Origin of the sequence: Companilactobacillus futsaii JCM 17355 (genome assembly GCF_001435505.1) — a bacterium.
GTDB classification, from domain to species: domain Bacteria; phylum Bacillota; class Bacilli; order Lactobacillales; family Lactobacillaceae; genus Companilactobacillus; species Companilactobacillus futsaii.
In genome coordinates this window covers 1-21,515 of record NZ_AZDO01000014.1, presented here as the reverse complement: position 1 = coordinate 21,515, position 21,515 = coordinate 1, and the positions used below count along the sequence as shown (strand labels likewise).

The following is a 21,515-nucleotide window of genomic DNA, read 5'->3' as shown; positions in this document are numbered from 1 at the left end:
ATTCACAATCTTGACTCCTGCTTTACTGTATTTACTATTCTATGAATAGATTGGGTCTAATTATTTTAAGAAAATTATTGAAAAAAATATCATTACGCGTGATTGTTGAAATTTTCATATCATTAATAGCATCAATAATTTGTTCAGTTGCTCCATTAGGCACCACTGCAAAAGGCGCATCTGTCCCAAATACCATATGCTCACTACCGAAAAAGTCAATTGCTAACTCTAAGGCTTTAGGATTACCCAAGATAGCTGTATCGACATAAAATTTCTTAAAGTCATGATACTCTTGATCAGTCATCGTATATTTGATTCTGCCTGCAAAGAATGGAATCATTGCTCCGGCATGATGAATGATAATTTTTAATTTAGGATATTTTTCAAAATAACCAGCCTGAACGATTTGCATCATAGCTTGGGTCAATTCGTATTCCCAACTAAAAGTGATGTTATTATCTCTTTTATTATTATCAAAGACCGGATGTAAAAATATTGGCAAGTCGACTTTACTCATTTCAAGAAAAATTGGTTCATACTCCACACTAGCAATTGATTTATCTAATGCTTGCGTAAACAATTGAATACCAACAAATTTATTATTAGGTACCACTTGTTGCTCAATTATTTCAATTGCTTTAGGGATGTTATTCATTGGCACCATAGCTACTGCTCCAACAAAAATGTCTTCGTTTCCGTTTACCAATTTCAACAATTCTTCATTAGCATCCCAACACAATTGGGCAGCCTTTTTACCATCAAAATAATCCTCAGGATTCAAATTCACGTTTGAAATGATTTGTTTGACGTCTTTAGGAAAATCTTTGCGACGAATGTTTAAATCACTCAATGCTGGAATCTTCAAAAATGGATTTTTATCTATAACATCTGTAAAATCACTTTTTATATAGTTCAATAAATCGGTTGGTAATACATGAGCAAAAGCATCAATTTTTATATCCATGCAGGTTTATCTCCATCAGTATTAGGTTTGTTCAAACCAGCACTTTCCCCAATATGAGCTTGAGGATTATTGATCAATTTGATTACAAAATCAGCGATACTCTTTCGAGAAACTTCTGTTCCTTTAAATGGCTCACCTTTTTGTGTTGTTTCATAATCGATTTCATCTTTATTATCCATCCAAGCAGGACGAATCATAGTGTACTCCAAATCAGAATCTTCAATCAGTTTAGCTGACTTTCTAAATCCAGGTAAAAAGCTTGCAATAGCACTTTCATTCCATTCACCGAATTTACCAGGAACTTCATGATAAGTTCCCAACGAACTAATAAAAATCAAACGTTTCTGATTGGCTTGATCCATAGCTTTAATAATGCTCTTAGTTTGGTCGGCTAAATCGATTCCACCGACATTTGAATAAACTAAGTCGACATCTTGCATTGCTTGAGCCAATTGTTCTGTGTTTAAAACATCGCCTTCAATTAGTTCTACTCGGGGATTGCTTTGATATTGCTTGAGACGAGTACTATTTCTCAAAAATAACTTCAATTCATTATCAGAATTTTGTAATAATTCATCAGTAACGATTCGAGCTGTTTGTCCATGAGCTCCCAAAATAATAATTTTAGTCATAAATTTCTCCTAACGTGTTAAATCATTTTCATCTTTAGTAAAAGCACCGACTAACTTATGTGGTAAATAAGGTGCTTCCATATAATCAACGTCATCTTGTGACAACTTCAAATCAACGGCAGCCACTGAACTAGCCAGATGTTTAGTATTAGTAGCACCGATAATTGGAGCAACGACTTGTTTCTTTTGTAACAACCAAGCTAAGGCAACTTGTGCCATAGTAGCATTTTCTCTATCGGCAACTTCTTTGACTCGCTCGATAATTTCTAAATCATTTTGTTCTGAAGCGTCATACTTACTTCTAGCAACTGAATCTGTTTGTGAACGCTTAGTGTCAGCATCCCAAGTTGGACGTGTTAAATGACCTGAAGCTAAAGGACTATAAGGTGTCACAGCAATGTTTTCATCCTCACAAAGTGGCATCATTTCTCGCTCTTCTTCACGATACAAGAGGTTCAAATGATTTTGCATCGAAACAAACTCTGTCCAATTGTGTTCACGAGCAATAGCTTGAGCTTTTTCAAATTGCCAAGAATACATGGCTGAAGCACCGATGTATCTAGCCTTACCAGCTTTGACAACATCGTGAAGTGCTTCCATAGTTTCTTCGATTGGCGTGTTGTAATCCCAGCGATGAATGATATAAAGATCAACGTAGTCCATGTCTAATCGCCGTAGACTTTTGTCGATGTTGCTCAAAATACTCTTTCTTGAAAGTCCAACTTGATTAGGCTTGTCTGAATGCGAAAAGAAGACTTTTGTAGCAACAACTACTTCATCACGATTAGCATTTTTCTTCAAAGCTTTACCTAAAAATTCCTCACTATCGCCGTATGAATAAATATTGGCTGTATCAAAGAAATTAATACCTAAATCTAAAGCCTTTTGAACAACTTTTTCACTCTCATCGGCACCGACTGCCCAAGGAAACATTCCGGAATCAGGTCGACCAAAGCCCATCGTTCCCAAACAAATTCTTGAAACATCTAATCCTGTATTACCTAATTTTGTATACTTCAAAATATTTACTTCCTTTACTACATATTTTGTTCCCATACACGAGTTGTATCGATAGCTGTTTTATTACCCAATTCATCCAATTTGGCAACTTCACTGGCAGTCAATTTCACTTCACTAGCTTTTGCAGCATCTTCAATGTGTTTGACCTTAGTTGCACCAATGATTGGAATAGTATTTTTAGCGACTGCCCAAGCGGTTGGAATTTGTGCTACATCAACGTTATGCTTTTGAGCAATTTCCCTCATGCCATTGATTAAACTTTCTAGCTTATCTAATTTATCGTTATAAACTTCAGCACGTTCACTGTCTTTGGGGAATGGATGCTTAGTATCATATTTTCCTGATAGCGCACCTTGTTCCAAAACCATGTATGAAAAGAAATTAATATCATTTTCTTTACAATAATCAATAATTCCTGATGTTTCTGAGGTTCTATCCAAAATACTGAAGTGATTCTGAACGGCAGAAATTTTGAATCCAGCTTCATGCAAAATTTCATTAGCACGTTTGATTTCTTCTAAGTTATGATTAGAAATGCCGATATATTTAATTTTGCCTTCTTTAGCTAAAGGAACAATTTCTCTAGTCCACTTGTCAACATCGGCATCATTGTGAATCCAATAAATATCAACAAAATTAGTATTCAAACGGTTGGCACTGCCATCAAACATGTTTTCAACAGCTTTTTCACTACCATCAGCGATTTGTGGAGTAAATTTTGTTGATAAAATTACCTTATCGCGATCAATTCCCTTAATGAATTTTCCTAAAATTGCTTCAGAATCACCATCATTGTAAACAGCAGCAGTGTCCCAAAGATTCAAACCTAATTCCATTCCTCTATTAAAAATTGGTTCCAAGTCATTGGCAGTTAAACTGTTACCAAAAACTTTGTTGGCTGATTTACTTTCACCCCAAGCCCAAGTTCCCAAAGCGACTTTTGGCATCTTTAAATCTTCTTGCATTAAATTCATGTATTATTTCTCCTGTGATTTTTTAATTTTATATCGTAAATAATCAATTCGTTCCAATTGCTTCTCTTGAAAATGAATCTGATCGAGTTTGTTTTGACGCTTCTTAGTTAAAAGCTGAATTATCTCGTCAGCAGAATTCTTTGTTTCCAACAATAAACGCATGTACTTTTCAATCTCGTCATTTTTGAAACCCATATCATGCAAAGCCATGATCGTACTTAGGCGTTCAATATCTTGATCATCATATTGCCACTCACCCATAACGAATTTCACAACATTGCACAAACCCCAAGATTCATATTCATCGAGGAGGCTAACTGGGATTTGATATTTTTGACTTACTTCTTCTTTATTCATATTTGCTCTCTCAACAAAAATGGCTGCTCCTTAACGGAACAACCATATTATGACGCCTATTCTTTGATATGTATAATGCTTATTTTTGATTATTAGAAATGTCTTGAAGGTATTTCTTGGTAAAATCGATGAATGCCGCAACTGTCCTAGAAGTAACTTCTTCTGACTTCCAAGCTAGAACTGAACTGTACGCCAATTCTGGTTTTAAAGGTACAAAAGTTACATCATCATATTTTGCCTCAAGACTTAAACAAAGTGCAATCCCCAAACCACGTTTAACTAAGATTGCCGAATTGTAAAGTAGATTATATGTTGATAAATAACTTGTCGACTGCTTGTATTTTCCCAACCAATGATTGATTTCACTTTGCATAGCCTGACTTCTCGACATTATCAATTCTTGATTCTTTAAATCTTTTGGTTCGATATATTCATATTTGGCAAGTGGTGAATCATTTCTAACCAAAATACCCCAATTTTCTTTTTGAATTAAACGGACAAAATCATATTTTCCTGTATCAATTGGTTCAATAAAAATTGCCATATCTAACAAACCTTGTTCAATACCTAATGTGATATCTTCTGCATTACCACTTTGTATATTGAAAGTCACCAAGGGATATTTTTTGTGAAAAGCAACGATAATATCGCCTAACTCATTCATACCTTGCAATTCTCCACTACCAATCGAAATTTCACCGCTCAATTCCGTTTGATCAGATGACAACTCACTTTTAATCTTATCACTGAGTTGGCGCATTTCTTGAGCACGTCTTCGTAACAATAGTCCATCTTCAGTCAAAGTAATTTGGTGACTGTGGCGAGTGAACAATTTGGTACCTAATTCTTCTTCTAAGTTAGCAATTTGTCGTGATAAAGTTGGTTGACTGATGTGTAAAAGATTGGCTGCTCTAGTAATATTTTCTTCACGAGCAACCATTAAAAAGTAATTCAAAACTCTTAACTCCATAATTATCTCCTTATACAAAAAAAGACTACCATTACGGCAGCCTAATCAGGATATAGCAATCCTAATGGTGTGACAGTTCCTTATATCTTTGCATCCAAAGATCAACATAAGCCTGTGAAAATGGTCCTTTGCCTTTATCGATCCAATCAATTAAAACGTCGACATTATAATGTAAAATCGTATCTATTTCTGGTGGATAATTCCACATCTTACTATGTGCGGCATATTCATCCACATCAAGTAATCTTTTCTCCCCATCTGGGAAAACTTTAACATCTAAATCGTAATCAATATATTTGATGGCCTCTTTGTCTAAGGCAAACGGTGTCGCTAGATTGCAGTAATAAGATACTCCACTCTCTCTTATCATAGTAATAATATTGAACCAATACTTCTTATGAAAATAGACCAGTGCGGGCTCTCTAGTTACCCAACGACGTCCATCTGCTTCTGTGACAAGAGTGTTCTCATTACAACCAATAATTTCGTTTTCACTTGTCTTTAGCACCATTGTTTCACGCCAAGTACGATGTAAATGACCATCATGCTTATAACTCTGGATTGCTACGTAATCCCCTTCTCTAGGAATCTGCATAACTTACCAGCTTTCTCAAATCTAATTCTTATCCAAAAAAATTATAACAGAGCTGTGAAACGATTGAAAGATATCGTTATTATTTAGTTTAGTTAGTGTTAAGATGCCGTCGTCCGTTCGGCACTGGAAAACGCTGGAACGCTGTGGCCACAACTTGGAGCCTTTGCTAAAACCAAAACCGGGCAAAGTCTTCAAGATTGGGCTTCCACTAAGCGATAAATCGCTAAGTGGAATTTCACGGCTGAGCATTTTCCAGTACCTCGCTCCCGACTAGATAGTGGTTTCTATCTTTATATAAGCTACTTCAGAAAATTAATAGAAGATATTATTGGAATTGCAATATATTACTGTTATTCAAAAAGTATGTGTCTAATTCTATCCAAATAGAAAATAGACTCTAGTCGGTAGCAAAAATCCTGTGGCGGCTCAATAGCCAAATTTCTCTTGGCAATTTATTGCCTAGTGAAAGACCGAGTTTTGAGATTTTGCGCACTTGGTTTATGCAAAAGCTCAAAATCGCGTCGGCTATGTTCCAGCCAGCCACAGGATTTTTGCGGACGACGGCATATTTAGCCAAATCTAGTTATCAGAATCCTCAGACAAAACTTTCTTTATTTCGTCAAAATGGAAACCTTTAGTCATTAGATACTTGATCAATTTTTCTGGTTTATCATATCTGTGTTCAACTTTTTGGACCAACTTGCGTAATTTTTCTAATTCGTCATCTTCATCTGGTTCTAACTCTAGATCTTTAAGAGCTTCTTCGATAATTTCGTTATTATATCCTTTTTGATAAAGTCCTTGCTTAATCTTCGTCAACATCTGTGAAAATGAGGCCCGCTTTTGTTTACGAGCTTGCTTTTTAGCAAATTCAGTCGCATTCTCAATCAAGGTGTCTTCATCGATTTCAAATAACTTATCTTGAATTATGTTATCAGGGACACCCTTTTGATGAAGTTTCTGTTCGATAATTTTAGGACCGTTAGCAGTTGTCCGTAATTGTGTATTGATAAAACTTTTAGCATAATTTCCATCATCTAAATAATGCAATTTTTCTAGTCTAACGATGACATCATCAACGGCATCACGATGATATTCTTTTTTATAAAGGTAATCTTTGATTTCTTTTTCAGTTCGCAATTGGTAGCTCAAATAATTGACCGCATCGCCATAGGCTTTATTGATATTTTCACGGTCTTTGATTTCTTTGATTTGACCATCAGTCAATTCAACTCCGTTCATCAGACGAAATTCAATCAAAGTTGTCTCCGCCACTGGAAACGCATACTGTCCATCAAGAAAGACATTATAGCGTCCTTTTCGTTTCTGTGCTTGAATCTTCGTTACTTTTGCCAATGTTTTTCTACCTCGCCATGTTATACTCATTAGTAGTTTATCTCAAAATCATTCAAAGGAAAAATAATGCATACAAATAATATTACGCAAGAATTAAAAGTCGGCGATAGATTTCCATTAACTATCAAACGTATCGGAATCAATGGCGAAGGGATTGGTTTCTTCAAACACGTTATCGTCTTCGTTCCTAAAGCGGTGCCTGAAGATGTCATCGTCTGCGAAGTTACTGATGTTCACGAACGTTTCTTAAATGGTCGCATTCACAAAATTAGAAAAGCTTCTCATTTCAGAAATCCCGAAACACCTAAGTTAGCTGATGAAGTTGGTGGGTTAGAATTTGCCCACATCAAATACAAAGAACAACTCCATTTCAAAGCTAACATTTTACGTGAATCACTCGACAAGTATAAGCCTTACGCTTATCAAAAATACATGATCAAACCTACTGTGGCCTCAGTCCAACAAGAAAAGTACCGTAACAAAGCTCAATTCCCTATTCAAGAAATTGATGGTGAAATTCGCTGTGGTTTGTACAAAACTGGCACTCAAGAATTAGTTGACCTAGAAGAAATGCCAACCCAAATGGATCTAACGATGTCAGCGATGAGAAAAATTGTTCAAATGGTCAAAGACTTAGAAATTCCTGTTTTCAATCCGGAAACTAAATCTGGTATCTTGAGCATGATCGTTATCCGTGAATCAGTTGAATTTAACCAATTACAAGTTACTTTCATCACTCGTTCACCTAAATTTATCAAAGAACACCAATTGATCGAACGTATTCAAGAAGAGATCCCCGAAGTCAGTTCAATTTCTCAAAACATCAACAAAGAAGACAAAGCTGGCGTTTGGGGCGATGAAACTAAACTTCTATGGGGTGACAAATACTTACAAGAAGACATCAATGGTTACCTATTTAACTTCTCGCCTAGAGCTTTCTTACAACTGAACTCACTTCAAACTGACCGACTTTACGATTTAGTCAACGAAGCCTTAGAACCTAATCAACGTGACGTCTTGTTAGATGCATACTGTGGTGTCGGTACGATTGGTATCACAATGGCTAACAAAGTAAAACACGTCTACGGTATCGAAATCATCCCTGAAGCAATTGAAGATGCTAAGGAAAACGCCAAGTTAAATGAAGTCGACAATACTGACTATTACGTTGGTTCAGCCGATGAAATTTATCCCAAGCTTTTAAAAGATGGCAAAGAAGTTAACGCAATCGTCGTCGATCCACCAAGAACAGGACTTGATAACAAGTTATTAACAACTTTGACACGCAACCCTGTTAACAAATTAGTTTACGTATCATGCAACCCTTCAACTTTGGCAAAAGATTTAGTTCGCTTGTCTGATTCATATCGCGTGGTTTACTTACAACCAGTTGATATGTTCCCACAAACACCTCACGTAGAAACAGTTGTTAAATTAATTAGAAGATAATAAGCAAAAACACATTAGATTGAGTTAAACTCAATTTAATGTGTTTTTTAATTTCAACAAAATTAGCCGGACGGATTTCTCATGGTAGAAAATGAATACGACAATGACGATTTTTTCAAAGCTTATAGTAAATTTCCACGCTCAGTTGATGGTTTAAAAGCTGCTGGCGAATGGCCAACTTTTCAAAAAATGTTGCCAGATTTCAAAGATAAACGTGTTCTTGATGTAGGTTGTGGATTCGGTTGGCATGATCTCTATGCTGCAAAAAATGGAGCCAAATCTGTTTTAGGAATCGATATCTCTGAAAATATGTTGCAAGTAGCTCAAGAAAAGAATCATTATGACAACGTTCACTATCAAAAGATGGCGATGGAAGATATTGCCTTTCCTCAAAATAGCTTTGACATTGTTATCAGTTCTTTAGCCTTGCACTACACTCCTGATTTTAATGACATTTGTCAGCGAATCAAAAATTGCTTAACGCCTAATGGCAACTTTATCTTTTCTGTTGAGCATCCCATCTTTACAGCTTATGGTAATCAAGACTGGTTCTATGACGAGAATGGGAAAATCACTTGTTGGCCAGTCGATCACTATTTTGACGAAGGTGAACGAATCGCCAATTTTCTTGATCACAAAGTTATTAAATACCATAAGACTTTGACTACTTACGTGAATACTTTAATTCAAAATAACTTCACGATAACTGAGTTACAAGAACCCACTCCACCAGCACATTTATTAGATGTTCCTGGAATGAAAGATGAATTTAGAAGACCAATGATGTTATTAATATCTGCTAAATCTAGCAAATGATCTTGCCGAAAAAAAGCACCTATTCTCACTATACGTAAACTGTCTAAAGTTACGTCCTATAAAGAATAGATGCTATTTTTATTTCCAATTTAAATAGTAGTCCCACCAGTAATCAACTTAACTGGCAAAACATAATTTTTCTCCAACTGACAATCTGGATCATCAATACGTTTTAACAACAAGTCGATCATCATCGTTACGATATCAGTAATCGGCTGCATGATAGTCGTCAATTCGGAATGGTAGTTTTGGATGAAGTTAGTCCCATCATAGCCAACTAAGCGAATGTCGGTTGGAATTTGTAAATTCAGGGCTTGAGCTTGTTGCTTAACTAACAAAGCTGTTAAATCGTCGGTACAAAAAATACCGTCGATTTTTTTATTGGTCAATAATTCTTTAATTTTGAGGCTCTTGATATTTGGCGATGAACTGAATGGCAATTCAATCAAATTATAAGATAAATCATGCTTTTCTAAAACGTCTTTGAAGCCAGTCAAACGAGAATTTGTTGGACTATTAGGACGATTGGAACCAGTGATGATTTGAGGATTCTTACTGCCACTACTGATCAACGATTGAGCGGCTAGTTCTCCACCTTGATAATTATCGGAGCTAACAATAGGAACGTTGTCTGACAAGTAGCGATCAAAGGAAATAATTGGTAGTCCGACCTTTTGGTATTCCTCAATTCCCAAATTATGCGACCCAGCAATTATTCCATCAACTCGATTAGCCATCAACATTCGTAAATAATCTTTTTCCTTTTGAGCATCGTTTCCAGCATTGCAAAGAATCATTTTGAAACCTTTTTTAAACAGTTGATCCTCAATTTCTTGTACCATCTGTCCAAAAAATGGATTGCTGACACCTGGCATAATAACACCAATTAATTTCGTTTTCTTGCCTTTGAGTGAGCGTGCTAAACTATTGGGTTGATAATTTAATTCTTGCATCGCTGAAAAAACTTTTGTCTTGGTCTTCTCCGATAAAGAACCATAATTATTGATTACTCGTGAAACTGTCGTTGCTGATACCCCAGCTAGTTTTGCAATGTCATCTAGTGTCGCCATAATCTATCCTCTCAATAAATCTTCTTTAACCGCTGCTTTGCAATTGGCAAGTCAGATTCCGCAAAGAACTTCTTTCCTTTCGGAAAAATCCTACCTGTAAATACTAATTCGCCATTATTGACGTACAATTCAAAAACAGTATTATCCAAATACAAATCTACTTGGTTGATTTCTCCGGCCATTTCAAAACCTCTCGTTGTACCAAAGTCGGTCGCAAAAGGGATTCCTGCTTTAGTCCGGTCAACTAATATTTTACCATTAGGAGCATCGATAATTATTTTTATTTCTTCATCCTCTTCAGTTGTAATAACAATGGTTCCCTCTAAACCACTGATTGTAGCTGAAATTTTTGTTTGAGGTGCAATTTCTTTTGAGTCGATAGTTGCTTCGACTAATTGATTATTTTCCACTACTGGTTGTTGATAAAGTCGTCCCCCGATGAGTTTTAGTTCCTTAACTAAACTATAGCAATGCGCCCAGCCTTCAACGTCACTTGGATAAGTCGTATCAGGCAATCCAATCCAACTGATTGACAAAACTCGACCGTCTGGAGCATTGAATGCTTGAGTCGCATAAATGTCAAATCCTTCGTCCAAGTTCTTAATAGTTGAAGGATTGATAAATTCAAATTTATCCCAGTCAAATCCTTCTCCGACTACATAGGCATTAGGATAAATATTTTGATGTTTCAAAACATCCTGAGAAATTCCTTGCGGACAAAAGATCAAAACTGGTTTGTTATCGATAAAGACTAAATTAGGGCATTCAATCATGTAACCCATTGGTTCATCAGTAAATTTCAATTCCGCCTTGTATGACCAAGGTCCCGTAACTTTTGGTGCTTGATAAACTAAAACGTGTCCAGTGTCATCTTTTTTTCTAGCACCTATCAAGCAATAATACTGGCCGTCGTGTTCAATAATTTGGGGGTCACGAAAATGATCAGTAAAACCTGGTTTAACTTGATCAATTAATGGTGTAGCAATTTTTTGTAGCTGATTATTCTTATCTAACCAGGCACCATCTTGTTTAGGATGTCTGACCCAGTCTTTATCTCTGACATTTCCGGTATACATTAAGAATAATTTGTCATCAACAACGATACCTGAACCAGAATAAGCGCCGTGACTATCTTGAGCATCCCCAGGCAATAATATTGGCCCGTGATCTTGCCAATTTACCAAATCATTAGAAGTTAAGTGGGTCCAATTTTTCAAACCATGTACGGGGCCATAAGGGAATGATTGATAAAACAAATGCCATTGATTATTAAAATAAGAAAAACCATTTGGATCATTCATCAATCCAGTACTAGGTTGAATGTGATAACCCAGACGCCAATGAGAATTAGCAATGTTTTTTTTGATATCGGCGATTTGTTCTGCAGGCCAATTCTCATATGGTAAGTATCTTAATTTTGTCGTCCATTCTGTAATCATTGTTCTAACTCGACTTTCCTTGATTAGTTATCATTGTAACCGCTTTTATATAAAATTGTCAATCGTTTAACATTGTATTCAATCACCAATTTAAAGCAATTCTCAAATTATATATTTAATAAGCAAAATAATTTTGATAAACGTTTGACATTTTGAAAAAAGCAGGTATTATTAAATTACGAAAAGCGCTTACATGAATTTTTAGGAGGAACGTATTATGAATCATGAACAAGTTGCTGATAGAGTAATCAAGTATGTTGGCAAAGATAATTTAATTGCTGCCGCTCACTGTGCCACTCGATTGAGATTAGTAGTTAAAGACGTCAAAAAAATCGACCAAAAAGGGTTGGACAATGATGATGACGTTAAAGGTACCTTCAGTATCAATGGCCAATATCAAATCATTATTGGGCCTGGGGATGTTGACAAGGTTTACGATTTCTTCATCAAAAAAACTGGTCTAAAAGAAGTCACACCTGATGACTTAAAAAATCTTGCCATCGATGGCAAAAAATCTAACCCTGTCATGGCTTTAGTAAAACTTCTTTCTGATATTTTCGTACCACTGATTCCTGCTTTAGTTGCCGGTGGTCTATTGATGGCTTTGAACAATGTTTTGACTTCTCAAGACCTCTTCGGAGCTCAATCCGTCGTTCAAATGTATCCTGGTTTAAAGGGTGTTTCTGAACTAATCAATTTACTAGCTTCAGCACCATTTACTTTCATGCCGATTTTAATCGGTTTCTCTGCTACGAAACGTTTCGGTGGTAACCCTTATCTTGGTGCCGCTATTGGTATGGCAATGGTTATGCCAAGTTTAGTTAGTGGTTATGACGTTGCTAACGTGATGGCAGCCGGTAAAATGACTTACTGGAATATCTTTGGTATGAACGTTGCCCAAGCTGGATATCAAGGACAAGTTTTACCAGTTCTAGCAGTTTCTTGGATCTTGGCTACGATTGAAAAATGGCTCCACAAGCACATGCCTGCTACACCTGATTTTATTTTCACACCATTAATTGCTGTTATCATCACTGGTCTTTTAACTTTCATCGGTGTTGGACCAATCATGAGAACATTATCAGATGCTTTAACTAACGGTATCGTTTGGATGTACAACACAACTGGCTTTATCGGTACAGCTATCTTTGGTACTTTCTACTCACCTATCGTAGTTACTGGTTTGCACCAAAGCTTTCCGGCTATCGAAACTCAATTATTAACTAATATCGCCAAAACTGGTGGAGATTTCATCTTTCCAATTGCTTCAATGGCCAACGCTGCTCAAGGTGCTGCTTGTCTTGCTGTTTTCTTTATCTCTAAAAATGAAAAACAAAAAGGACTTGCTTCTTCAGCTGGTATTTCAGCCTTACTAGGAATCACTGAACCTGCAATCTTTGGTGTTAATCTAAAGCTTCGCTACCCATTCTTCTGTGCCATGATTGCTTCAGGTATTTCTTCAATTATTATCGGTATTTTCCACGTTCTATCTAGTGCTTTAGGTGCTGCTGGGATCATCGGCTTCATTTCCTTACCACCTAAGTCTTATCTACCGTTCTTCATTAGTATCATTATTAGTATCACTTTAGGATTTGTTTTGACATATGCCTACGGTAAGAAATTTGACAAAGTAACGACTGCTACACCTGTTTCTGAAGGTAAAAATATCGAAGTCGCTGACGAAATGATTGCCGCTCCTGTTAGTGGTGAATTGATCAATTTGTCTGAAGTCAATGACCAAGTTTTCTCAGCTGAAATTATGGGTAAAGGTGCTGCTATAAAACCTAACGATGGCAATGTTTATGCAGTAGCTGACGGAACTTTGACTGTTGCCTATGAAACTAAACACGCTTATGGAATTCAAACTGATGACGGCGCCGAAATATTGATTCACTTAGGAATCGATACAGTTGATCTCAAAGGACAATATTTTACCTCCAATGTTACTCAAGGACAACACGTCAACAAAGGTGATCTATTAGGAACTTTCGATCTTCAAAAAATTCAAACTGCTGGCTATGACACAACTGTTATGGTCGTTATAACCAACAGCGCTACTTATTCAGACGTCGACCGTTTGAACAAATCTGATGTCGCTTCAGGTGATGACATTGTCGCTTTAACTAAACCAACACTTGAAACAACTCCAGTTGCTACTGCTTAACCCTTCATAATCAAATAAGCGCAAAAAAAGATGCTGATCTAATTTTCAGCATCTTTTTTAATTTTCCAAATTATGTCTAACATGATAAGCAAACTCATCACTGCGTGCAGTACTCAAAGTGAACTCAATAATATGCCGTTGTTCATCATAGGCTTTTCTCTCCAAATGTAGACATGGCGTTCCTGGTTTTAACTGCATAGGCTCACAATCACAGTTACTAATGACATCAGCCGAAAAATATTCGTCGGCGTAGTCGATTTTTTCGTCAAATTCTTGTTCAAAGACGTTATACATCGAATCATTTTCAAGCATTTCTTTAGTCAAAGTTGGAAATAACTTCACTGGCAAGAAACTTCTCTCTAACATCATCGGTTCATCATCAGCTAAACGTAACCGCCTAACTTTAAACATTTTCTCACCAATTTCCAAATTGAGATTTTTTTCGAAGTAAGCATTAACATCTTTTTCTTCAAAACTAATGATCTTCGTACTAGGAGTTTTCCCTAATAAACGCATTTGTTGCCCGAATTGATAACTACTACCTAGGTCGCTTTGAAGATTGATTTTGTTAACAAAAGTGCCTTGACCTTGAATTCGACGGACTAAACCAGTCGACTCTAAATCTAACAATGCTAAACGAACAGTGTTACGCGACACTTGGTATTTATCCGCTAATTGTCTTTCAGAAAGTAATTTAGCATTAGCTGGTAATGTTTGGACGTAACTAGCTAATTGATCCAACAATTGTTCATGCAAAGTATTCATAAGCATTTTTCCTTTCTGATGCTAATTAAAGTGTATGGTCATACAAACACTTGTGCAAATAAAAGATACAATCAGTAACTGGACAAATCGTATAAAAAAAGATGAATCCACAATGGACTCACCTTATTCCTTTGCCATGACGAACATATTGCCTTCGGGATCTTGGAAGTTAAAAGTCAAAACACCATTGACTTCACTGATCTCACTGGCACTCAAAATTTCTTCATGTAAATGATAAAAATCTTCTGAGAAGAACATCAATGATGGCACAGTTTCAGGGGTTTCTGGGGCATAAATGTGAATATAGTCTTTAGGAAAAATCGACAATTCCATTTCTGCAGAAACTTTGATAATGACATTTTGATAACCACCATTCAAAGTTTGACGGTCAGATACTTCACCACCAAATTCCATCGTCCAAAAATCAACGCTCATATCAACATCATTGACGTACAACACAACTCTAGTTTTCATTTTCAAAATCCTTGTCCCAGACGACACCCATAGTCTTTTCACCAGTATGAACACTGATAGCTGGTCCTAAATGACTCTTAGAAATTCTAGCTTTAGGAAAATCTGCTTGGAAGTCATTCGACCACTTATCTAGCATTTCACGATTATTAGAATCAACAATAGTGATGTGCAGATTCCAATCAGGGTGCTGGTCTGTATATTTCTTAATTTCTGTAGCAATCATTTTATAAGCACGATGCATAGTTCTTTCTTTAGCAATCGCATAAATTTTACCATCTTTAAAAGTCAACAATGGCTTCACGTTCAACAAACTACCGATGATGGCAGAGTGATTGCTCAAACGACCAGTTCTACTCAAATGTTTCAAATCATCAACTGCAAACAAAATGTGCGTAGAAGCTCTTAAATCTTCTAAATGTTTAATAATTTCATCTGGTTCAACGCCTTGTTGCGCTAATAGTCCAGCTAACATTACCAAATCAGCCTCTGCACCACTAGCAGCCATTGAATCGAATGGATAAATCTTGGCTTTGTCATAACTCTTAACAAACATTCTCAAATTGTCCATAAAAGAAGTAATTCCTAATGACAAATGAATCGAAATAATCGTGTCGTACCCCTCATCAACTAGGCGGTCATAGGCTTCTTGAATTTGTCCCATCGATACTTGAGAAGTTGTTGGCAATTCTTTTTCGTTACGCAAATAATCAAAGAATTCTTGATCAGTCAATTCTTCAGTTTCTTTGTACTGTTTATTCCCCAAAATAACTGTAATTGGTAAAACAGTAATGTTATATTTTTTAATTTGTTCCGGTGTCAAATAAGACGCTGTATCAGTTACCACTGCCGTTTTCATTGGTTTTTTTCCTCTTTTTTCCAGTATGGGCACTCATGCATATAATAATAACATTTTATAGGAATAATTAAATCTATACTACTTGTTTTAGTTATCGGAAAGCGCTATCATTTTGTTAAGTAAATATTTAGTAAAAATGGAGAATGATTATGAATACGAAAGAAATTTTACAAGGCTATCAAGATATTTTTAACGAATCCGCTGAAAAACTCTTTTTCTCACCCGGTAGAATCAACTTAATCGGTGAGCATACTGATTATAACGGTGGCAACGTCTTCCCTTGTGCTATCAGTTTGGGAACTTACGCTGCATTTGGCAATCGTGACGATGAAACAATTCAAATGTATTCTGCCAACTTGCCAAATACTGGGATTATTTCCGTCACATTAAAAGACTTAACTTATAAAAAAGAAGACAACTGGTCAAATTATCTCAAAGGGATGATTTATTTAATTCAAAAAGACGGTTACAAGATCGACCATGGCTTCAATATTTACGTTCATGGTAATTTACCAGATGGTGCAGGATTGTCATCTTCCGCTTCAATTGAATTATTAATGGGTAATATTTTAAATGATGTCTTCAAACTAGGAATAAACCAAATTGATCTCGTTAAAATGGGCCAACAAAACGAAAATAACTATATCGGCGTCAACTCCGGGATCATGGATGAATTTGCTGTTGGGATGGGTAAAAAGGACCAAGCTATCCTACTCGATACTAATACGATGGAATATCACTATGCTCCAGTTGAACTTGGCGACCACGTCATCGTAATCATGAATACAAACAAACAACGTGCTCTAGCTGACTCTAAGTACAACGAACGTCGCAGTCAATGTGAACAAGCTCTAGCTCTTCTTCAAACTAAACTAAATATCAAATCTTTAGGCGAACTATCAATTGATGAATTCGACCGTAATTCTTATTTGATCAACGATGACACCTTAATTCGTCGTGCTCGTCATGCAGTCTTTGAAAACCAAAGAACTCTTAAAGCTATCAAATATCTAAAGGAAAACAACCTAACTGAATTTGGTAAACTCGTCAACGCTTCACACATTTCACTTCACTATGATTATGAAGTAACTGGCGTTGAACTTGATACATTAGTCGAAGCAGCTTGGCAACAAGATGGCGTCCTAGGAGCTCGTATGGTTGGTGCTGGATTTGGTGGCTGTGCGATTGCCTTCGTTCAAAAAGGCCAAGTCGAATCATTCAAACAAAATGTCGGTCAAATTTATCAAGAAAAAATCGGCTACAACGCCGACTTTTACATTGCTGAAATTGCTGACGGACCAAGTGAAATCAAAATCTCTGAGGTGGAAAAATAATGTCTTGTGTTGACCAATTTGTCGACTTGATCGTTAATTCTGACAACGACTACCAAGAACTCGACAAGATTTATTTATACAATCGCATCTGTGCATTAGTTGGTGACGACAATCATCAAACAGATGACGATATCAAAACGGCTTTGATTAAAACAGCTATCCAAAATGGCAAAATTGAAGATAATCAAACTGAAAAAGAGATCCTCAATGACCAATTGATGGACTTTGTAACTCCATTACCTTCTAAAGTTAATGCTAAGTTTTGGAATCTTTATCAAAAAAGTCCCCAAACGGCCACGAATTATTTTTACAAATTAAGTCAAGCCAATGACTACATCAAAGTCAAAGCGATTGCTAAAAATATTTCTTATCAAGTTAAAACTGATTATGGAAATCTCGAAATCACTATCAACTTATCTAAACCGGAAAAAGACCCCAAAGCTATCGCTCTAGCTGGTAAACAAAAACAAACCGGTTATCCTAAATGTCAACTTTGTATGGAAAATGAAGGCTACTTAGGACGTCTCGGTTATCCAGCCAGAAGTAACCACCGCATTATTCGTTTTACCCTCGGTGGACAAACTTGGGGCTTCCAATACTCCCCTTATGCTTACTTTAGTGAACACGCAATTTTTCTCAATAAAATTCACCAACCAATGATTATCAATCAACATACCTTCAATAATTTATTAGAAATCATCCGCATCTTCCCACAATATTTTGTCGGTAGTAACGCTGATTTGCCAATCGTTGGAGGCTCGATGCTCAGTCATGACCATTATCAAGGTGGACGTCATGAATTTCCAATGATGAAAGCTAAAATTGACCGTGATATTACTCTTCCAATAAAAAATGTTAAAGCTGGTATCGTCAAATGGCCACTTTCAACGATTCGTTTAACTAGTGCTGATCCAGAACAATTAGTTGCTGCTGCCACTTTGATTCACAAAAACTGGAAAAACTATTCTGATGCAACGGTTGATGTCAGAGCCTATACTGACGGTGTTCGTCATCACACTGTTACACCGATTGCTTACAAAGATGGTGAAAATTATGTTCTAGATATCGTCTTACGTGACAATCAAACTTCAAAAGAATTCCCTGACGGTATTTTTCATCCCCATCAAGATGTTCAACATATCAAAAAAGAAAATATCGGTTTAATTGAAGTTATGGGTCGGGCAATTTTACCAGCTCGTTTGAAAGATGAACTAAAAGAAGTCGAACGTTACCTACTCAAACAACCTAATAAAATGGCAGACTATCACAAAACTTGGGCTGATCAACTTCAAGAAAAGTGCGATTTTACCGAAGATAATGTAGCTGAAATCGTCAACAAAGAAACTGGCCTAGTCTTTGGTCGTGTGCTTGAAGACGCTGGAGTTTTCAAGTGGAACACTCAAGGTCAAAAGGCCTTCGACAAATTCATAGGAAGTCTTTCATAATGGCTACTTTACGAGATATTGCCAAAAAAGCTCACGTTTCTGCCGCAACGGTGTCACGAGTTTTAAATAACGATTTGACTTTATCAGTCACTGACCAAACTAGAGCTAATATTCTAAAAATTGCGACTGACTTAAATTATCAAAAAGCTAATCACAAGAATTCCCGTTTTCAAAAACACATCGCCTTAGTTCAGTGGTATTCCGAATCCAAAGAACAAGATGACCTCTACTACATGATGATCCGTGAAGGTATCGAACAGCAAGCTCCAAAATACAGCTTTGAAATTTTAAGAATCTTTCACAATAATCTAGAACAAATTCCAACCGATATCGACGGACTCATTGCGATTGGAAAATTCAGTTCAGACCAAGTAATGACTATGAAACGAATCAGTTCCAACTTAGTCTTCATTGACGATGATCAATTTGCTAAGGGGTTTGATACAGTTTTACCTGATTTCAATTACGGTATTGAACAAGTTATTGACTACTTTGTTAGTCAAAATATTTCTGACATCGGTTTAATCTATGGCGAAGAATCTTCAACTGATGACAAACGGATCATTTCTGACTTTCGTTACGATAGTTTTCAACAGGCTATGAACAAGCACAGTATTTTTAAAACTAAACTTTGTTTCAAAGGTGATTTCACGAAGGAATCCGGTTATCAACAGATGAAACAAGCTATTAAAACGTTGCCTAATTTACCAAAAGCATTTTTCATTTCTAATGACCCAATGGCTAGTGGAGCCTTGAAGGCTCTGCAAGAAGAACAAATCTCTGTGCCTAATCAAGTTCAAATCTTTAGCTTCAATGACACTTCCATAGCTAGTTTAGTCAATCCTGAACTCAGCTCAGTCGCTGTGGCTACAGTCCAAATGGGAGAAACAGCTGTTGATGCTATCCAAGACGTCTTAACAAACCCTCGACACGTTGCCAAAAAAGTCATTTTAGCTACAAAATTAGTCTTTCGTCAAAGTACCAACTAAGCAGTTTGATTGCTCCTAAAATGCTTCTTACTTACAATTAGAGTAGAAATATTTTAAGGAAGTGATAACTATGATGGGATTTGCTAATTGTCGTGGTTTCGGTGGTGGTTTCATGGGTGGCGGATTTTGGTTCTATGGAATCATCATCTTATTAGTTGCTTTAGTTGTCTTGTACTTACTCAACAATAACCGCAATCATTCAAAAACTAGTGCCCTAGAAATTCTTGATCAAGAATACGCCAAAGGTAATGTTTCTGATGATGACTATCGCAAGAGAAAAGAAAACTTACTGAAATAAAAAAAGTAGCAATCCAAAACTGCAGTTTGGAATTGCTACTTTTTTTCATCGAAATGCTAAGATTGAAAGTGTATCAAGGAGGCAAAATATGATTTGGTTATGGACACATTTAATTACTTGGATGGTCATGGCAATCATGATCCTTTTAGCATTATTTACTAATTCACACACACAAATCTATGAAATGATCACGCGTGTAGGTTATCTCGTCATCATTGCTACTGGTATCAAACTAGCAATCAAAGCTTGGTCGGTTGAGCCAATACTGTTGATTGTAAAAATCATTGTGGCATTAGCATTTATTGCATTAGTTGAAATTGCTTTTGCTCGAAAAGCTCAAAAAAATATCAGCAAGTCACTGATTTGGGCAGTTATTATCTTTTGTATCGTTACTGCTTTAATCGGCTTTGCACTAGCCGGATGGTACCCATTTGCTTAATAGTTTTTAGATTATTTTTTAAATAGAAAATTGATTAGTACTTTATCAACTTGCTTATTCTCATGTAACTTGCTGTGTGCTGCCATCTTGCCAACTATCTTCGTTTTCTTGATAAGACTTAGCACGCCCAGAGACTAAATACTTCAAAGACTTTGAAGAAGCATTGGTTACTGCTCCATCAGAATGAGTTCCGTCATTTTTATCGCCATAGATATTTAATACTTTAATATTTTTAGGATAAGCCTTTCTCAATTCCAGTAGTTCTTTATAAAAAGAATTCATTCGATCCGGCTTACCATTTTTATCAAGCGTTGTTTCATTAGGTTCATCATCTTCATCAATTATGCCATCAAAATGACCAGCAATATCGACGACTTTATTTATCTTAGGTAAATCTTTTAAACCGGGATTGTCCAAAATATAATAGTTGATTGCCATATTCCCCATTGAATGACCAACTAGATTAACTTTCTTACATTTGTAATCTTCTTGAACAACTTTGATAACATTTTTGGCCCACTGACCTTGAGTATGGTAATTGCCATTGCGACTGTTGTCGAAATTTACCTCTACAATAGGGTTCTTGGCCTTTTTAGGAATCGAGCCAATCATCTTAGCATAACCATTAGGACTAACGTTAACACGCACGATAGTCTTCGTTACACCGGCTTTTTTAATAGCCCCGGTTATTTGTTGCTCGGCATGAAAACTGCTGGCATAGCCGTGAAAAAAGATGGTTGGAATCGATTCTTGAACATACTTCTTTTTTGTGACTGCCTGAGTTGAATTACTGAAGCCAAAAACTCCCACAATCAACAACAGAGAAGCCATAATCGTAGCGATAATTATTTTCTTTTTGCTCAAATTAAATCACTCCTAATCTAAATAACATCTTTTGATATTAAATTTAGAAGCACTATCTAGTCCGGAATAGCGAAGAAAATTGGCTCAGCTGTGAAATTTCTCTTGGCAATTTATTGCCTAGTGAAAGGTCGAGCTTGAAGACTTTGCCCGGTTTTGGTCTTAGCAAAGGCTCCAAGTCATGCCCACAGAGTTCTGCTATACTCCCTTTGTGGTTGACATATGAAATGGAATAATTTCAGATGGAA

The 21,515-nt window shown here is 36.3% G+C and carries 21 protein-coding genes and 1 pseudogene; 8 read left to right on the top strand and 14 right to left on the bottom strand.

What is annotated here, in order from left to right:
* Positions 1 to 34: 34 nt before the first annotated feature.
* From FC88_RS01945 to recX, 8 genes are all read right to left on the bottom strand, one after another.
* The gene (locus FC88_RS01945) at positions 35 to 964 is read right to left on the bottom strand and encodes an amidohydrolase family protein (RefSeq protein WP_057812236.1); all 930 of its coding nucleotides are present in this window, start codon (positions 962 to 964) and stop codon (positions 35 to 37) included.
* On the bottom strand, positions 955 to 1,596 hold the full coding sequence (locus FC88_RS01940; protein WP_057812234.1) for an SDR family oxidoreductase: 642 nt from the start codon (positions 1,594 to 1,596) through the stop codon (positions 955 to 957). The genes FC88_RS01945 and FC88_RS01940 overlap by 10 nt, the downstream gene beginning before the upstream one ends.
* 9 nt (positions 1,597 to 1,605) lie before the next feature.
* Positions 1,606 to 2,616: an aldo/keto reductase gene (locus FC88_RS01935; protein WP_057812232.1), complete on the bottom strand. Its 1,011-nt coding sequence runs from the start codon at positions 2,614 to 2,616 to the stop codon at positions 1,606 to 1,608.
* Positions 2,617 to 2,633: 17 nt separating this feature from the next.
* Entirely contained in the window at positions 2,634 to 3,590 is a 957-nt protein-coding gene (locus tag FC88_RS01930) for an aldo/keto reductase (RefSeq protein WP_057812230.1), read from the bottom strand.
* Positions 3,591 to 3,593: 3 nt separating this feature from the next.
* A complete protein-coding gene (locus FC88_RS01925) occupies positions 3,594 to 3,947 on the bottom strand; it encodes a MerR family transcriptional regulator (RefSeq protein ID WP_057812228.1) in 354 nt (117 codons plus the stop codon).
* Positions 3,948 to 4,026: 79 nt separating this feature from the next.
* Positions 4,027 to 4,917 (bottom strand): LysR family transcriptional regulator, encoded by an 891-nt coding sequence (locus FC88_RS01920; RefSeq protein ID WP_057812227.1) that lies wholly within the window; start codon positions 4,915 to 4,917, stop codon positions 4,027 to 4,029.
* A gap of 61 nt (positions 4,918 to 4,978) precedes the next feature.
* A complete protein-coding gene (gene ntdP / locus FC88_RS01915) occupies positions 4,979 to 5,512 on the bottom strand; it encodes a nucleoside tri-diphosphate phosphatase (RefSeq protein ID WP_010020670.1) in 534 nt (177 codons plus the stop codon).
* A 579-nt stretch (positions 5,513 to 6,091) separates the two neighbouring features.
* Positions 6,092 to 6,868 (bottom strand): recombination regulator RecX, encoded by a 777-nt coding sequence (gene recX, locus FC88_RS01910; RefSeq protein ID WP_057812225.1) that lies wholly within the window; start codon positions 6,866 to 6,868, stop codon positions 6,092 to 6,094.
* A 66-nt stretch (positions 6,869 to 6,934) separates the two neighbouring features.
* Between recX and rlmD the strand changes: the two genes are divergently transcribed.
* Positions 6,935 to 8,317 (top strand): 23S rRNA (uracil(1939)-C(5))-methyltransferase RlmD, encoded by a 1,383-nt coding sequence (rlmD, locus tag FC88_RS01905; protein WP_057812223.1) that lies wholly within the window; start codon positions 6,935 to 6,937, stop codon positions 8,315 to 8,317.
* Positions 8,318 to 8,398: 81 nt separating this feature from the next.
* A complete protein-coding gene (locus tag FC88_RS01900; RefSeq protein ID WP_057812221.1) occupies positions 8,399 to 9,133 on the top strand; it encodes a class I SAM-dependent methyltransferase in 735 nt (244 codons plus the stop codon).
* 89 nt (positions 9,134 to 9,222) lie between these two features.
* Here the strand turns inward: FC88_RS01900 and FC88_RS01895 are convergent, their stop codons facing one another.
* On the bottom strand, positions 9,223 to 10,206 hold the full coding sequence (locus tag FC88_RS01895; RefSeq protein ID WP_187323381.1) for a LacI family DNA-binding transcriptional regulator: 984 nt from the start codon (positions 10,204 to 10,206) through the stop codon (positions 9,223 to 9,225).
* Positions 10,207 to 10,214: 8 nt separating this feature from the next.
* Positions 10,215 to 11,642: a sucrose-6-phosphate hydrolase gene (locus tag FC88_RS01890; protein WP_057812216.1), complete on the bottom strand. Its 1,428-nt coding sequence runs from the start codon at positions 11,640 to 11,642 to the stop codon at positions 10,215 to 10,217.
* 217 nt (positions 11,643 to 11,859) lie between these two features.
* On the opposite strand from FC88_RS01890, the gene FC88_RS01885 reads away from it, so the two are divergent.
* Entirely contained in the window at positions 11,860 to 13,806 is a 1,947-nt protein-coding gene (locus FC88_RS01885) for a sucrose-specific PTS transporter subunit IIBC (protein ID WP_057812214.1), read from the top strand.
* A gap of 57 nt (positions 13,807 to 13,863) precedes the next feature.
* Here the strand turns inward: FC88_RS01885 and FC88_RS01880 are convergent, their stop codons facing one another.
* From FC88_RS01880 to FC88_RS01870, 3 genes are all read right to left on the bottom strand, one after another.
* Positions 13,864 to 14,571, bottom strand: coding sequence for a GntR family transcriptional regulator (locus FC88_RS01880; RefSeq protein WP_057812212.1), 708 nt, complete (start codon positions 14,569 to 14,571; stop codon positions 13,864 to 13,866).
* A 123-nt stretch (positions 14,572 to 14,694) separates the two neighbouring features.
* A complete protein-coding gene (locus tag FC88_RS01875; protein WP_057812210.1) occupies positions 14,695 to 15,045 on the bottom strand; it encodes a VOC family protein in 351 nt (116 codons plus the stop codon).
* Positions 15,035 to 15,901 carry a DegV family protein gene (locus FC88_RS01870; protein ID WP_057812208.1) on the bottom strand — a complete coding sequence of 289 codons (867 nt, stop codon included), beginning with the start codon at positions 15,899 to 15,901 and terminating at the stop codon, positions 15,035 to 15,037. The genes FC88_RS01875 and FC88_RS01870 overlap by 11 nt, the downstream gene beginning before the upstream one ends.
* Positions 15,902 to 16,050: 149 nt before the next feature.
* Here FC88_RS01870 and FC88_RS01865 point away from each other — a divergent pair, with 149 nt between their 5' ends.
* The 5 genes from FC88_RS01865 (at position 16,051) to FC88_RS01845 (ending at position 20,406) form a co-directional block, all read left to right on the top strand.
* Positions 16,051 to 17,235 (top strand): galactokinase, encoded by a 1,185-nt coding sequence (locus FC88_RS01865; protein WP_057812205.1) that lies wholly within the window; start codon positions 16,051 to 16,053, stop codon positions 17,233 to 17,235.
* Entirely contained in the window at positions 17,235 to 18,680 is a 1,446-nt protein-coding gene (locus FC88_RS01860) for a UDP-glucose--hexose-1-phosphate uridylyltransferase (protein WP_057812203.1), read from the top strand. The genes FC88_RS01865 and FC88_RS01860 overlap by 1 nt, the downstream gene beginning before the upstream one ends.
* Positions 18,677 to 19,669: a LacI family DNA-binding transcriptional regulator gene (locus tag FC88_RS01855; protein WP_162256519.1), complete on the top strand. Its 993-nt coding sequence runs from the start codon at positions 18,677 to 18,679 to the stop codon at positions 19,667 to 19,669. The genes FC88_RS01860 and FC88_RS01855 overlap by 4 nt, the downstream gene beginning before the upstream one ends.
* A 70-nt stretch (positions 19,670 to 19,739) precedes the next feature.
* On the top strand, positions 19,740 to 19,967 hold the full coding sequence (locus tag FC88_RS01850) for an SHOCT domain-containing protein (RefSeq protein ID WP_083484533.1): 228 nt from the start codon (positions 19,740 to 19,742) through the stop codon (positions 19,965 to 19,967).
* A gap of 88 nt (positions 19,968 to 20,055) precedes the next feature.
* The gene (locus tag FC88_RS01845; protein WP_057812199.1) at positions 20,056 to 20,406 is read left to right on the top strand and encodes a DUF1516 family protein; all 351 of its coding nucleotides are present in this window, start codon (positions 20,056 to 20,058) and stop codon (positions 20,404 to 20,406) included.
* Between the two features lie 11 nt (positions 20,407 to 20,417).
* Here FC88_RS01845 and FC88_RS01840 read toward each other — a convergent pair.
* Positions 20,418 to 21,270, bottom strand: a pseudogene (locus tag FC88_RS01840) (alpha/beta hydrolase).
* Between the last annotated feature and the right edge of the window lie 245 nt (positions 21,271 to 21,515).

What these genes read in the sequence shown, in the direction of transcription:
- FC88_RS01945 (WP_057812236.1), bottom strand. Translation starts at nt 964, where the DNA reads ATGGATATAAAAATTGATGCTTTTGCTCATGTATTACCAACCGATTTA.
- FC88_RS01850 (WP_083484533.1), top strand. Translation starts at nt 19,740, where the DNA reads ATGATGGGATTTGCTAATTGTCGTGGTTTCGGTGGTGGTTTCATGGGT.
- ntdP (WP_010020670.1), bottom strand. Translation starts at nt 5,512, where the DNA reads ATGCAGATTCCTAGAGAAGGGGATTACGTAGCAATCCAGAGTTATAAG.
- FC88_RS01890 (WP_057812216.1), bottom strand. Translation starts at nt 11,642, where the DNA reads ATGATTACAGAATGGACGACAAAATTAAGATACTTACCATATGAGAAT.
- FC88_RS01930 (WP_057812230.1), bottom strand. Translation starts at nt 3,590, where the DNA reads ATGAATTTAATGCAAGAAGATTTAAAGATGCCAAAAGTCGCTTTGGGA.
- FC88_RS01870 (WP_057812208.1), bottom strand. Translation starts at nt 15,901, where the DNA reads ATGAAAACGGCAGTGGTAACTGATACAGCGTCTTATTTGACACCGGAA.
- FC88_RS01900 (WP_057812221.1), top strand. Translation starts at nt 8,399, where the DNA reads ATGGTAGAAAATGAATACGACAATGACGATTTTTTCAAAGCTTATAGT.
- FC88_RS01845 (WP_057812199.1), top strand. Translation starts at nt 20,056, where the DNA reads ATGATTTGGTTATGGACACATTTAATTACTTGGATGGTCATGGCAATC.
- FC88_RS01925 (WP_057812228.1), bottom strand. Translation starts at nt 3,947, where the DNA reads ATGAATAAAGAAGAAGTAAGTCAAAAATATCAAATCCCAGTTAGCCTC.
- rlmD (WP_057812223.1), top strand. Translation starts at nt 6,935, where the DNA reads ATGCATACAAATAATATTACGCAAGAATTAAAAGTCGGCGATAGATTT.
- FC88_RS01880 (WP_057812212.1), bottom strand. Translation starts at nt 14,571, where the DNA reads ATGAATACTTTGCATGAACAATTGTTGGATCAATTAGCTAGTTACGTC.
- FC88_RS01885 (WP_057812214.1), top strand. Translation starts at nt 11,860, where the DNA reads ATGAATCATGAACAAGTTGCTGATAGAGTAATCAAGTATGTTGGCAAA.
- FC88_RS01920 (WP_057812227.1), bottom strand. Translation starts at nt 4,917, where the DNA reads ATGGAGTTAAGAGTTTTGAATTACTTTTTAATGGTTGCTCGTGAAGAA.
- FC88_RS01940 (WP_057812234.1), bottom strand. Translation starts at nt 1,596, where the DNA reads ATGACTAAAATTATTATTTTGGGAGCTCATGGACAAACAGCTCGAATC.
- FC88_RS01865 (WP_057812205.1), top strand. Translation starts at nt 16,051, where the DNA reads ATGAATACGAAAGAAATTTTACAAGGCTATCAAGATATTTTTAACGAA.
- FC88_RS01860 (WP_057812203.1), top strand. Translation starts at nt 17,235, where the DNA reads ATGTCTTGTGTTGACCAATTTGTCGACTTGATCGTTAATTCTGACAAC.
- FC88_RS01875 (WP_057812210.1), bottom strand. Translation starts at nt 15,045, where the DNA reads ATGAAAACTAGAGTTGTGTTGTACGTCAATGATGTTGATATGAGCGTT.